11 protein-coding genes and 2 pseudogenes are annotated in these 13,589 nt (G+C 60.6%); 5 read left to right on the top strand and 8 right to left on the bottom strand.

Going from position 1 to position 13,589, the window contains the following annotated elements:
* Positions 1-260: 260 nt before the first annotated feature.
* The 4 genes and pseudogenes from P3T43_RS07405 to P3T43_RS07390 all read left to right on the top strand — a co-directional run.
* Positions 261-785 carry a tautomerase family protein gene (locus tag P3T43_RS07405; protein WP_429280395.1) on the top strand — a complete coding sequence of 175 codons (525 nt, stop codon included), beginning with the start codon at positions 261-263 and terminating at the stop codon, positions 783-785.
* A gap of 262 nt (positions 786-1,047) precedes the next feature.
* Positions 1,048-2,040 carry a carbon-nitrogen hydrolase family protein gene (locus P3T43_RS07400; RefSeq protein WP_429280394.1) on the top strand — a complete coding sequence of 331 codons (993 nt, stop codon included), beginning with the start codon at positions 1,048-1,050 and terminating at the stop codon, positions 2,038-2,040.
* A gap of 151 nt (positions 2,041-2,191) precedes the next feature.
* Positions 2,192-3,115 (top strand): NAD(P)H-binding protein, encoded by a 924-nt coding sequence (locus tag P3T43_RS07395; protein WP_429280393.1) that lies wholly within the window; start codon positions 2,192-2,194, stop codon positions 3,113-3,115.
* 145 nt (positions 3,116-3,260) lie between these two features.
* Positions 3,261-3,631, top strand: a pseudogene (locus tag P3T43_RS07390) (MFS transporter); the annotation flags it as partial.
* A 15-nt stretch (positions 3,632-3,646) separates the two neighbouring features.
* On the opposite strand, the gene P3T43_RS07385 reads toward P3T43_RS07390, so the two are convergent.
* A complete protein-coding gene (locus P3T43_RS07385; protein WP_429280392.1) occupies positions 3,647-4,216 on the bottom strand; it encodes a thioredoxin family protein in 570 nt (189 codons plus the stop codon).
* Between the two features lie 231 nt (positions 4,217-4,447).
* Positions 4,448-4,603 (bottom strand): annotated as a pseudogene (locus P3T43_RS07380) (aldo/keto reductase); the annotation flags it as partial.
* Positions 4,604-4,747: 144 nt separating this feature from the next.
* Between P3T43_RS07380 and P3T43_RS07375 the strand changes: the two are divergent.
* A complete protein-coding gene (locus P3T43_RS07375; protein WP_429280391.1) occupies positions 4,748-5,422 on the top strand; it encodes a LysR family transcriptional regulator in 675 nt (224 codons plus the stop codon).
* A 59-nt stretch (positions 5,423-5,481) separates the two neighbouring features.
* On the opposite strand, the gene P3T43_RS07370 is transcribed toward P3T43_RS07375, so the two are convergent.
* The 6 genes from P3T43_RS07370 to P3T43_RS07345 all read right to left on the bottom strand — a co-directional run bounded on the left by P3T43_RS07370 (position 5,482) and on the right by P3T43_RS07345 (position 13,117).
* Positions 5,482-6,972 carry a CoA-acylating methylmalonate-semialdehyde dehydrogenase gene (locus P3T43_RS07370; RefSeq protein WP_429280390.1) on the bottom strand — a complete coding sequence of 497 codons (1,491 nt, stop codon included), beginning with the start codon at positions 6,970-6,972 and terminating at the stop codon, positions 5,482-5,484.
* Positions 6,973-7,246: 274 nt separating this feature from the next.
* The gene (locus tag P3T43_RS07365; protein WP_429280511.1) at positions 7,247-8,395 is read right to left on the bottom strand and encodes a mannitol dehydrogenase family protein; all 1,149 of its coding nucleotides are present in this window, start codon (positions 8,393-8,395) and stop codon (positions 7,247-7,249) included.
* A gap of 44 nt (positions 8,396-8,439) precedes the next feature.
* Entirely contained in the window at positions 8,440-9,450 is a 1,011-nt protein-coding gene (locus P3T43_RS07360; protein WP_429280389.1) for a zinc-binding alcohol dehydrogenase family protein, read from the bottom strand.
* Between the two features lie 115 nt (positions 9,451-9,565).
* Positions 9,566-10,510, bottom strand: a complete 945-nt coding sequence (locus P3T43_RS07355) for an ABC transporter substrate-binding protein (RefSeq protein ID WP_429280388.1) — start codon at positions 10,508-10,510, stop codon at positions 9,566-9,568.
* 82 nt (positions 10,511-10,592) lie between these two features.
* Positions 10,593-11,609, bottom strand: coding sequence for an ABC transporter permease (locus P3T43_RS07350; RefSeq protein ID WP_429280387.1), 1,017 nt, complete (start codon positions 11,607-11,609; stop codon positions 10,593-10,595).
* A complete protein-coding gene (locus P3T43_RS07345) occupies positions 11,606-13,117 on the bottom strand; it encodes a sugar ABC transporter ATP-binding protein (protein WP_429280510.1) in 1,512 nt (503 codons plus the stop codon). Before P3T43_RS07345 ends, P3T43_RS07350 begins: the two co-directional genes overlap by 4 nt.
* Positions 13,118-13,589: the final 472 nt, after the last annotated feature.

The following is a 13,589-nucleotide window of genomic DNA, read 5'->3' as shown; positions in this document are numbered from 1 at the left end:
TGTCAGTCATGTTCTAAAAGCGAACCATTCACCGGGCGGGATGATCAGCAGGTTCGCCTGGCCGAGGCACTGAACAGGCTGGAGAAGGGGGAGCCGGTCGCGACGGTTGCGGATGCGCTCGGGTACGCCAGTCCGAGCGCATTTGAATCGCCGGGAATGGTGTCTGAATTGCCTCTAAAAATGGCGATCCTGCCACTGGTGTAAACGTTTGACAAGACTGATGATGACCACTGTCAAACCACAGCCATACGAGTATCGCCATGCCAATGATCGACGCCCTCATTCCTGAAAACGCGCTGACTCCTGAAGCCGAAACACGCTTGCTCAAGGAGATGACCGACATCCTGATTCGGGCCGAAGGATACGAACCCGATAACGCGAACGCACAGCGCGTATCTTTCCTTTTTCTTCACCGGCCCGCTGCCATCTTTGTAGGGGGCGCTCCGTCACCGTCGCCCCGCTACCGGATCATTCCTTCAGTACCCGAAGGGCAATACACCGACGCTGCACGTGAAGGCCTTGTCCAGCAGATTACCGCTGCAATTGCTCGCGCTGAAGGCGTAACGTTTGAAGAGATAGCGCCACGGGTGTGGGTCTTCCCAACCGAGATTCCCGATGGCCAATGGGGTGCCGCAGGCGGGATCCGCAGGCTTCCCGACATTCACGCCATGATTGCCGGCGAGCAGAATCGCAAGACGGGAGAGGCGCGGCTGGCACGGCGACGTCGCGAGAAAGCACGTGCCATGCTGGTCGGTGCTGCTGACGCTGTCTCCGACCGCGCCTGAAGCCGGTAGCTGCGCGGGACATGCGCCACGCCTCGCTCGCCTCGACTTCGTATCTGAACGTATCTGCGAATTGCGCTGACATGTGCGCATACGAGAGCCGTCCGTCCCGACACATGCCAGATACGTTCATCCGCTCAAATACGTCCATCGAAAGTTGGACCGGTACTGCAACGTTCGTCTGATCGAAATGCCGGTGCCGTACTTGCATATGCAATACCACTAGAGGGCTTCGTGCCCGTCCTTATCAGTCAAGGAGTTTGTAATGAAAGTCGTCAAAGCCGCTGCAGTTCAGATCAGTCCGGTACTCTACAACCGTGAGGCCACCGTCGAAAAGGTGGTGCAGAAGATCCTCGAACTCGGTGAGAAGGGCGTGCAATTCGCGACGTTCCCGGAAACCGTCGTGCCTTACTACCCGTATTTTGCCGCGGTGCAAACGGGCATTCAGCTTCTGTCCGGAATCGAGCATCTCAGACTGCTCGAGCAATCCGTGACGGTACCGTCTCCCGCAACCGACGCGATCGGCGAGGCTGCGCGCAAGGCGGGGATGGTGGTGTCGATCGGCGTCAACGAGCGTGATGGCGGAACGATCTACAACACGCAGTTGCTGTTCGACGCTGACGGCACCCTGATCCAGCGCCGCCGCAAGATCACACCGACGCATTTCGAACGCATGATCTGGGGGCAGGGCGATGGCTCGGGGCTGCGCGCAGTCGACAGCAAGGTCGGTCGCATCGGTCAGCTTGCATGCTTCGAACACAACAACCCGCTGGCCCGCTACGCAATGATTGCCGACGGCGAGCACATTCATTCGGCCATGTACCCGGGTTCCGCTTTCGGTGATGGTTTTGCCCAGCGGATGGAAATCAATATCCGTCAGCACGCCCTGGAGTCTGGCGCCTTCGTCGTGAACGCTACGGCGTGGCTGGACGCGGATCAGCAGGCGCAAATCATGAAGGACACAGGTTGTCCGATTGGCGCGATTTCAGGCGGTTGCTTCACCACCATCGTGACACCCGACGGCATGCTGATTGGCGAGCCTCTGCGTACAGGTGAGGGCGAGGTCATCGCCGACCTCGATTTCACGGCGATCGACCGGCGCAAGATGCTGATGGATTCCGCTGGCCACTACAACCGTCCGGAATTGCTAGGACTTCTGATCGACCGTACACCGACCGCGCATGTCCATGAACGCACCACACATCGCATTACGAACAGCCAACAGGATGCGCATGATCAAGGCGTAACAGTCGCCTGAGCGAGCGGCTGACAGCCAACAAACTCTGCACCAATATGTGCATATACATACACGTGAAAGCACTGAGATGAAATAAGCCGGTGCGGAGCAAACGACGCCGCGCTGGCCGTCTAATCTCAAGCTATCTGAACGCAACCAACAAGGTACTCATATGACTCTGAAATCTACGCATGAAAGCCCGATTCTCGTCACCGGCGCAGCCGGAGATATCGGCTCCATTGGCCGCCATCTGACGGCGATGCTGCTGGCCAAGGGGCACACGGTACGCGCCATGGTGCGTCGCGAGGACGAACGTGCCGAAAGCTTGCGCCAGCTCGGCGCCGAGGTCGTGGTCGGCGACCTGACCGATCTGCAGTCGGTGCACCGTGCCATTGAGGATTGCAAGCGCATTTACTTCGGCATGTCGGTGTCGGCGGCCTACCTGGAAGCCACGGTGAACTTTGCGGCGGTAGCGCGTCATCATGGTGTCGAGGTCATCGTGAACATGTCGCAGATGACGGTAACGGGGATGAGCATCACCGAAACCACCAACAGTCCACAACACAAACTGCATTGGCTCGCGGAACAGGCGTTGTCCTGGTCGGGTCTGCCGGTCGTTACCGTGCGGCCCACTGCGTTCATGGAAGGCTTCTTCCTGCGCCTCGTCGCCAACGGTGTGCGCGAAACCGACGAGCTGGTGCTGCCGTTGGGCAATTCCAGAACCTCGCCCATTGCGGCCATTGATGTAGCCCGCATCGTGGCCGTGATCTTCGATGACCCGGCTTCGCACATCGGCCAGATCTACAACCTGACCGGTCCCGAATCGGCTGATCTGGACCACTACGCATGGGTCTTCTCGCAAGCGCTCGGCCGCACGATCCGTTACCGCAACGTGCCGGTCGAGGCGTGGTCGCAGAAGCTTCGTGAACTGGGCGTGCCGGACTACCTGATTCGCCATCTTGCCGTGTTGGCCGAACTTCACGGAGAAGGCCGCTTCGACCGCGTGACGGACGACGTTTTCAGGCTCACGGGCCAAAATCCCTTGAGCATGGGCGAGTTCGTGAAGGAACACGCCGCCGAATTCACTCGAGGTTGAGCCGCGGTGGCACGGCTATGCGACGCATTTCCATTGAATCGCTGCGTGGACACTTCGGAAGGATTTGGTTAGCATCGCGAATGCTTTGAGAGCAGGAGGGTAGTACACCTCGCGTCGAACGGATTCACGCTTATCCGTGACCGAACGAGGCACTCATGCGCAAGCCGGCACCTTTTTCAGCTTCTATGCGATCGCAGTCGTGTTGGCGCGCTGGTTGCTGGGGCGGTTGGTGATCGCACTTCATCGCGAGGGCATCACGACAGTGTTGCTCATCTCTATCCGACTATCGAGGCGCAGGCCGTCAACGATTCCGCGAGGATGCATCGCCTGGCCGCGCTGACCTGGTTTGTGGTGTCGTACTTCATTGGCACGTTCGGCTTCCCGGCAGTCGGCGGCTGGGTACTCGTCCACCTGGGGCGAGGCACGTTGGTCGCGCTCATCGCCGCATGCGGGATTGCCGCTCTCATGCTCGCCATCGCGCGAGACAGGCAGGGCGGTGTCGCCCTGGAGGCCTAGGCGCAAACCGCGACTTCAGCTTTGCTTGTCGCCGAGACCCAGCAGACCGCGGATCGTCTTTTCCGTCTCTGTGTAGTTCCCTTCGCCGAGATGGGAATAGGCCAGCCGCCCTTGCTGGTCGAACAGATAGAGCGCGGGCCAATACTGATTGCCGTACGCATTCCAGGTTGCATATTGGTTGTCCTGCGCAATCGGATACTCGATGCCGAATCGCTTGATTGCGCTCTGCAGATTTTCGGTTTTGTGCTCGAAAGAATATTCGGGTGTATGCACGCCGACAACCACCAGCCCCTTGTCGTGATATCGCCCATACCAGTCCTTGACGTACGGAATGGTGTGCGCGCAGTTGATGCAATCGAAGGTCCAGAAGTCGACGAGTACCACCTTGCCACGCAACTGCTTCATATCGAGCGGCGGGCTGTTGATCCAGTTGGTGATTCCCGTGAAATCTGGCGCCGGCGCGCCGGTCTGCAAGGAGTTTGAGGCGGACTGGCCGGTTTCGCCTCCGGCGTAGACGACGCCGGCCAGTAAAGCCGCACCGGCGAACGCGCCGATCACGGTGGCAATCTTCAGACGGTCGAACATGACGGTTTCTCCAATCGTTCATCACTTGAGCGATTGGAGCGCCTGAACGTATCTCGGATGTGTCCACCACTGGCGGATATGCAAGCTCATGTGTCTACACGGCGCTCAGGTACATTGAGATACAAAACCGGGTGCTGCGCTGCGCGCTTGCCGACCGCTTAAGGTCACGCTCGCAAGGTCATGGCGCGATGCGCACGATCTGTTACCCAACGCGCACACCAAACGAGGTGTCTATTTCACAAGAAATCCTTGCATGGTCTCCATGACTGCGCCGAGGTCCATGTCGCGCGACGGCCAATGCACCATGTAGAGGTCGACATAGTCGACCCCCAGCTTGATGAGACTGGCGTCCAGTGCGCGGCGAATCGACTCCGGCTTGAGGTTCTCGTGCCATGAATAAAGTACATGCTGCTCATATCACTCGTAATTAAAATCTCGGAATGAAATGAGCATGGGAGTGCGCATGACGTTTGATGGTCGACTGTTTTCGGCATTACCGTACTCGCCGCAGTCGCGGAGAGCGGCAGTTTTGTGCGCGCCGCAGATGCGCTCGGCTTGTCGCCATCGGGCGTCAGCCGCGCTATTTCACGCCTCGAAAAGCGCGTCGGGGTGCGGCTGCTTGACCGTACGACTCGCTCGCAGACACTCACTGACGAAGGGCGGCGTCCGTATGACGCGGTTGGACCTCACCTGAGCGGCATTGAGGAGGCGGCTTCGGCAGCGTCAGGTTCAGCGAACGTGGTGCAGGGAAAGCTTCGCGTGAACGTCGATCCGTTCTTTTCAAGGACGGTGCTGGCGTCGCGCTTGCCGGAATTTCTGGGGCGCCACCCTGACCTTTCGCTCGAACTCATCATGCGCGATGACGTCGGCGACCTCGTCGCCGATGGATTTGACCTTGCGGTGCGCTTTGGGCCACCGCCGATGGGAACCCTGGTTGCACGCAAGCTGCTCGAGACGCGCATCATCACGGTCGCGTCTCCAGGGTATCTGTCTGAGCACGGGACGCCAGGCAATCCGGAGCGGGTGAGGCAACATCACCGGAACATGTTTTATAACCCGGTGACGGCGAGGCCCTTCGAATGGGAATTCCATCGGGCCAAGAAGGTCACGGAGATCCCCGCAGAGGGGCGCTTTCTGGTGTCGGATGTGGAAACCATGCGTTGCGCGCCATCAGGTGAGCCTCCGAAGCGAACGTCGGCAGCGTAAGAGGTAAGGTATGGACGGAAGGGACGAATCACTTAACCGTCCACGAAACGTGCCGCGCCTCAGGCAATGCTGTCGGGCCAGCGCTGCATGACGCTCTTATAGCGCGTGAGAAAGCGCACGGCTTCTTCGCCGTACTGATGATGGTCGCCAAAGAGCGAGCGCTTCCAGCCTCCGAACGAATGCCACGCCGCCGGCACAGGACTCGGCACGTTGATCCCTACCATGCCCACCTGAATCTGCCGGGTGAATGCACGCGCCGCACCACCGTCGGAGGTGAAGAGCGTGACGCAGTTCGCCAGTTCGTGCGAATTCACTAGCGAAATGGCACCCTTGAGATCGGGCACACGGACCACCGACAGAACCGGCCCGAAGATCTCTTCTCGCCAGATGCTCATCTCAGGCGTCACATGGTCGAACAGCGAGCCGCCGAGAAAGAAGCCCGATTCGAGGCCGGGCGCGCGATAGCCGCGGCCATCGACGACGAGCGTGGCCCCTGCGGCGACGCCAGCATCGATATAGCCCGACACTTTGGCGCGATGCGCGGCGGTAACGAGCGGCCCCATGTCCAGATTGGGTTCCATGCCGCCGCCGATCCTGAGCGAGCGCACGCGCGAGGTGAGGCGCTCCACCAGTTCGTCGGCAATGCTCCCAACCGCAACCACGACGGAGGTCGCCATGCAACGCTCGCCGGCTGAGCCATATGCCGAGTTGATGATCGCGTCGACGGCCTGATCCAGATTGGCGTCGGGCGTGACGACCAGATGATTCTTCGCACTCCCCAGGGCCTGCACGCGCTTACCGCGCTTTGCGCTTTCGCCGTAGATGTATTCGGCAGTCTCGCTAGACGAGACGACAGTGAGCGCGGCCACATCGGGATGCTGGATCAGCGCATCCACCGCTTCCTTGTGGCCTTGTACGACGTTGAACACCCCTTTCGGAAAACCGGCTTCCATGAACAGTTCGGCGAGCCGGATCGACGCCGAGGGGGTGCGCGACGAGGGTTTGAGGATGAACGTGTTACCGGTTGCGGCGGCCATCACGCTCATCCACAGCGGGATCATTGCGGGGAAGTTGAACGGCGTGACGCCTGCGACCACGCCAAGCGGTTGACGCAGATTCCAGCTGTCCATGTCGGCGCCGATCTGATCGCTGAAATCGGTCTTGAGCAGATTAGGAATGCCACAGGCGAATTCGACCACCTCGATACCGCGCTGTACTTCGCCCTTCGAATCCGAAAGCAACTTGCCATGATCGCGCGTAATGAGTTCGGCGAGTTCGTCCTGATGTTCCTCGAGCAGTTGCTTGAACCTGAACATCAGGCGGGCGCGTTTGATGGGCGGCGTTTCGCTCCAGGCGGGAAATGCTGCGGTCGCAGCAGCGACAGCGCTGGCGACGTCAGCCTCGTCGGCGAGTGGCACGCGGGCGGAGACGTTGCCTTGCGCGGGATCGAAGACGTCGTCGAATTGCCCGCTTGCGCCGGGCGCGCGTTGACCGTCGATAAAATGACTCAGCTCGCGCACACCTGCGGCGCGTTGATTGACCTGGTTCATACGTTCCTCTAATGAAATAGATTGGCGGCCCACGCTTTTGCGATTGGCGTGCCGACGACCCACACTGCGCCACACGCAGCCGGTGTGACTCCTCAGTGCGATCCAGTCCGTGTAACTGTTGAAAACAGTCTACATTCTATGGTTTTCGCCTGCCGCTTCAGTTGCGATGGTTTCGGGACATTTCCCGTTCGTTTTTGGCCAACAGGTCCGGGCGTTGTCGCGTGCAAAACTGCAGCGTTCGACGTTTAATGCGTGGCGCGTGCTGTCCGTCTCGTCAGACCGGGTGCGCCATCATTTCCGTCAGGCGTGGTTGGGCGATCCTGATCCCCTTCGCTTGCGCCAAAGAGGCTGCCAACTCCAGCAATGGGGCGATCCTGCGCTGTTTTTTCTGGGTGTGATTCTGCGCGATATCGGCGAGTCGATGCTCCAGGAACGGGTTGAGGAGCCGCTCCCGAAGTTGCGCCACATAGGCGAGCGCATCGTCACGTGCTCCCCATGCTTCAAATAGGGGTAGTACTTCGTCACGCCAGACTGTTTCGAGCTGGGCGCGCAAAACCGGATCGTTCATCGCTTGATACACGGTTTCGTCGGCTGCGCGCGCGTCGCGCAACCAGCGCTCGGCGAGGAACGTATGTCCGAGGTTCAGCAGAAACAGCTTCAGGCGCTCGAAGCGTTGCAGATCGTCGGTGAGGATGACTGAAGGATGGACGCACGGCACCTGCAATCGCGGCTGCCGTTCGATCGCCCACAAAGCGTAGGGCTCGGCGACGGCTCCCACGGGCATGATCGATTCTGAAACGATGCGGTCGACCAGCGAATTGGCCCACACGCAATGCACGGCGAGATAGTGAATGAAGTCGCCGGGTAGGCCCCATTGAGACGCGAGGTTCACGACGATCCCACGTAGCACCTCGCCATTTCTGGCCACGAGTTCGCAAGGAAACAGCGAGAGCGGAGCCTCGGGCTGACGTCGCCAGCGTGCATGCAACAGCGCGACCAGTCTGGCGGGGAAACTTTGCGGTACGTGAGCGGGGTCGACGAAATCATGGGCATTGTCCCGTTCATCGAGCTGGTAGCCACTGTCACCGGTGTTAGAAACTACGATCTGCACCGGACCGGAGATGGCCTCGCGCACGCGGGCCCAATCGTCGCGGATGTGCGCGGTCTGGCGGATCGCGTGACCGGTCAGCGTCTCATCGACGACGTGTCCTGCCTGAAGTCCCCGTATGCGCACCGGGTAGCCGCGGCCGTTCGCAAGCGCGGCGATGCGCACCACACTGGCGGCATTTTCGGTGGTTTGAACGACCGCAATGCCGCCGATCGCCGCGTCTGATTCGTGCGAATCGAGTGCCTGCGACACGAAGAAATCGACATGCGCCTGCAGGAAGCGGCTCGTGCCAAACTGCAGAATGGGTTGCTGCAGCGGCGCGGCGAGGGCGTCGCGGCCGTCATGCAAAGTTCGCATGTCTAACATTCTACGATCGCTTTTACGACACCAGCGGCTGGATCGAGCAGTGTTGCAAATTGAGCGGGAACATCAGAGAGCGCTAGCCGATGCGTATTGAGCGCACGATCCGGAATCTGGCCGGCTCGCATTGCCTTGACGACCGTCTCAAAGTCTTCAGCGGTTGCGTTGCGGCTGCCGAGCAGGGTGGCTTCGCGCTTGTGGAACTCGGGGTCGGAGAAGCTGATGGTGTCGGCTACGATTGACACCAGCACGTAGCGCCCGCCATGCGCAATGTACTGGAAACCTCGCTCCATCGCCTTGGGGTTGCCCGTTGCGTCGAACACGACATCGAAGAAATCGCCGTCCGTGAGCGCAGACAGCTGTGCCGTATCGTCCTCGCCGACCTGAACGGTTGCCGCAACGCCCAGTTCCTTCGCGCAGAAGGCGAGCCGCTCTGCGCGCGTGTCCAGGGCAGTAACCGTTGCGCCCCGCAGCCTGGAAAACGTCAGGACGGCCATCCCAATCGGACCGGCGCCCACTACGAGCACCCGTTCTCCCTGCTTTACGTCGCCACGCCGGACTGCGTGCGCGCCGATCGCAAGGAATTCGACCATGGCCGCCTGGTCGAGGGTAATCCCTTCGGCTTTGTGAACGAATTGCGCGGGGACACTCAGGTACTCGGTGAATGCGCCGTCACGATGAACGCCTAACACCTGGATATTCACGCAGCAGTTGGTCTTGCCGCGCCGGCATGCAATGCATTGGCCGCACGAGAGGTAGGGCATGACGTAGACCGGGTCGCCGGGCATCAAGCCGCTGTTCGCGGGGGCTTGTTCGACGACGCCGGACAGTTCGTGGCCCATCACGCGCGGATAGCTCAGATACGGCTGATTCCCCGTAAAAATATGCAGATCCGTTCCGCACACGCCGACACGTTTGACGCGCAACAGCACGTCGCTTTCACCGCCTTCGGGTTTGATCCGTTCCTGTGCGCGCAGCTCGCCTGGCGTCTCGCATATCACCGTCAGCATGGCAATCCCTGTTTGGTCGCCGCTCTGGACGGCGCGAGAGTAGTATGAGTATTCCTTGCAGCGGGTCTTCGCGTAGGCGTGTATCGGAGCACGAGGACCCGCCAGAATGATTCAATCAATACAGCACGTTTTTCGCCTCGGGCTTATCGATGTTCTCCTTGTTCACCATCACCACGCCCGTGTCGAGGTCTTTAGGAACGGGTTTCTTTTCGATCAGGCTGACCACGGTTTTTACGCCGAGCTCGCCCATCTGGTAGGAGCCCTGAACGGCGGTGGCAGTGAGGGTGCCGTCCTTGATGAAACCTTGCAGGTCCTGGTTACCGTCGAACCCGATCGCCACCACCTTACCCGCTTTGCCCGATTGTTCGAGTGCACGGCCCATGCCTACGGCAGTCGGCTCATTCGCACCGAAGATGCCCTTGAGGTCGGGATTGGCGGTGAGGGTGTCGGTGGTCTGGTTCAACGCGGTCGCCATCTGCGAGTTCGAATAGAACGGACCGACTACCTGCAATTGCGAGTGCGCCTTCAGATAGTCGCGGAACCCGCCGACCCGGCCGATCTCCGAACCCGCACCGGCGACGTACGACATGATGGCGATTTTTCCGGTCGGCCCGACGCGATCGATCAGCGCCTTGGCGCATAGCTCGCCGGCCTTCTTGTTATCGGTGGACAGGAAGGATTGATAGTACTGCTTGCCGGAATCGGAGAGCGCGGAATCGATAATGACAACCGGAATATGGGCCTCCCATGCCTTCTTGACGGCAGGCACGAGCGCATCCGGATCGGACGGCGCGAGCACGATGCCGGCCACCTTTCGGTTCACCGCGTTTTCGACCATGTTGACTTCATCGGCAATCGCCGTTTCGGCGGCGGGCCCCTGAAACGTCATCGTATAGCCCTGAAGCTGGCCCATCGCGGCGTTCGCGCCCTTCTGTACGTTCTGCCAATAATTCGAACTCGAGGTCTTGACGATGACGGCGATTTCGCCGCCGGCTGCGTTGGCGAGTCCGGTTGCCAGCATCAGGGTGGCGGCCACCAGGCCCATTTGGAAAGTGCGCATGTCTCTACTCCTGTGAGGATTGGTCGTCGTACGTGGACTTCTCGGCGCTGCAGACCATACCGGTCCGAGGCGCCGATGGATTTCACCGGCGATTGCGAAGCTGGTCGATCCAGACCGTGCCTAGAATCACCAGGCCGATGATGATTTGCTGAATGAAGCTGGACACTCCATTCATATTCAAGCCATTGCGCAGAATGCCGATCACGAAAGCGCCGATGGCCGTGCCGGAGATCGTGCCGACGCCGCCCATCAGCGAGGTGCCGCCAATGACGGCGCTGGCAATGGCGTCGAGTTCGTACATCACGCCTTCATTGGGCTGCGCGGTGAGCAGGCGTGACATCAGCACGCAGCCGGTGACACCGGCAAGCGCACCGGACAGCACGTAGGTGAACATCGTCACGCGCGCCACGTTGACGCCCGAGAGCCGGGCCGCCTCAGCGTTCGAGCCGACTGCGTAGATATGGCGGCCAAGCGTCGTGCGGCTCAACATGATCGACACCGCAACGGCTATGACGATCATCAGCAGGACGGGGTAGGGGATGCCGGGAAACGTCACGTCCGGAAAGCCATCGGCACCGATCGTCTCGATCCTGAAGAGCGAACCGTTGCCAAGGATGCCGAAGGATTCACCGAGTCCCGACACGGGCCGCGCGCCCGTGATCTGCAGTGCCAGGCCGCGCGCCACCAGCATCATGCCGAGCGTGGCGATAAACGGCGGCAGACGCATACGCGTCACGCACAGCCCGTTCACCGCGCCGCACAACGCGCCGACGACAATGCCAAGCAGCATTCCGACAGTAACCGGCATACCGGCTCTCACTGCGAGCGCTGCCACAACGCCGGAGAGCGCGAGCACTGAGCCGACCGAAAGGTCGATGCCGCCGGTGATGATCACGCAGGTCGCGGCGACGCCAAGGTAGGCAATCGAGGTCACCTGCAAGGCGACCGTCATCGCGTTGTCGACGGTGTGGAAAGCCTCGCTCGTGGAGGAGAACACGAGGATCATCACAATCAGGCTGGCGAACGCGGCAAACTTCTGGATCAGATCCTTGCGCCGTTCGTTCGCGAGGGCTGGGCTCGGGCGAGTGACCGTGCTCATTGCGAGTCTCCTGATGCGTGCGCGGAGAGCATGCGGCCGGAGGCGTAGTGCATGATTTCTTCCTGGCTGGTTTGACGGGTTTCGAGGATAGTCACCAGTTCACCCTCATGAAAAACGGCCACGCGATCCGTCATGCCGAGGATCTCGGGCAGTTCCGAACTGATCATGACAACGCCGATGCCCTGCGCCGCAAGCTTGTCGAGCAATTCGTAGATGGCGAATTTGGCGCCGACGTCGATGCCGCGCGTGGGCTCGTCGAAGAACAGCACGCGCGAGTCGCGGAACAGCCACTTGCTGATGACGACCTTCTGCTGGTTGCCGCCGGAGAGGTTGCGGGCGATCTGCCTGACGCCTGGCGTGCGGATGCCTAGCGCGTCGATATAACGCTGTGCGACGGCGGCTTCCGCTGCGAAGCGGATGAAGCCGAAGCGGTTCGATACCGCATCCATGTGAGCCAGCGTGATATTGCTGGCCACAGGCATGTTGACCGCAAGACCGTTGGCCTTGCGGTCTTCCGAGAGATACGCAATGCCGTGCCGGATTGCGTCGATCGGCGAGTGGATGGCGAGAATCTCATTGCCTAGCTTGACCGTGCCGTTATCGGGCAGATCCGCACCGAAGATAGCGCGCGCGACTTCAGTGCGGCCCGCGCCCATGAGGCCGGCGAATCCAAGGATCTCGCCGCGTCGCAACTCGAAGCTGACGGGGCCGAAGACATTCGTGCGCGTGAGCCGGTCGACAGACAGCAGGACCTCTTCAATCGGCACGGAGGTGCGCGGCGGAAATTTGTCCTCCAGCGACCGACCCACCATGCGCGCCACCACCTTGTCGATGGTGGTCTCGCGAAATACGTCGGTCGAGACATAGCGTCCGTCGCGCATGACGGTGACGCGGTCGACGATCTCGGTCATTTCATCGAGGCGGTGGGAGATATAAATGATGCCGACGCCGGCGCGCTTCAGTTCGTGGATGATCCTGAAAAGCTGGCCGGTTTCCGCCTCCGTGAGCGACGAAGTCGGCTCGTCCATGATCAGCACTTCCGCTTCCAGTGAGAGCGCCTTGGCAATTTCCACCATTTGCCGTTGCGCGACGGAAAGTGTGCGCACCAGGGTCGTGGGCGCGATGTCCACACCAAGCCGGTCGAGGCAGCGCTGTGCATCCGTGCGCAGTCGCGCCCGGTCCACGAAGATTCCGCGCCGCGGTTCGCGGGCAAGAAATATGTTCTCGGCCACCGACAGGTGAGGGACCAGGTTCAGTTCCTGGTGAACGATGGCAATGCCCACAGCCTGTGCTTCGAGAGACGACGCGAAGCGGCATTCCTTGCCCTTGTAGAGGAGCGAGCCTTCGTCGGGCGGGTACTGGCCGCTGATGATCTTCATCAGTGTCGATTTGCCGGCACCGTTCTCGCCGCAGACGGCGTGGACCTCGCCACGCTTCAGGTCGAAGCTGACGCTGTCGAGCGCCACTACGCCGGGAAAGCGCTTGGTCACGTTGGTGAGGCGCAGCAATTCGGCGTTCTCGTCGCGCTGCGCGGCGCCGCGCGGAGCGTCGACGGTGGACGTTTTTGCGGGCCAAGGCGCTGACGCATGGGAAGACGCAAGGCGCTCGCCCGCTGCAACTTCCAGTTCCACACGACCAGAATGACCGGCGTCCGGGCAAGCCGACAAACAGCGGCGCGGCGCGGGCTGGCTTGAGAATTCCAGCAAGTCTGTCTCCCATTCGTGACTTCGCACGGTGGCAAGTCCGTCGTTCTGCTCCTCGCGTTTCCAGCCCGTAACTGACGTGTCGGCGAACGCTCGGGGGGTTGACTCAGGATAGGTACACCGCTCTAATTGGTCAAGCCACTTTACACAATTCATCGTGCAAACGGATCGTGTTGGTTGATGGAAGGGGTTGCCGGAAATAAAAATTGCGGCGCAATCGACCGTGGGATATAGAAGATTGGCGGCGGCACGCCAGCGTCGGCTATACTTTCTGAAA

It is taken from the genome of Paraburkholderia sp. GAS41, assembly GCF_050436545.1.
Taxonomy (GTDB): Bacteria; Pseudomonadota; Gammaproteobacteria; order Burkholderiales; family Burkholderiaceae; genus Paraburkholderia.
This window is presented reverse-complemented; position numbering and strand designations above follow the sequence as displayed.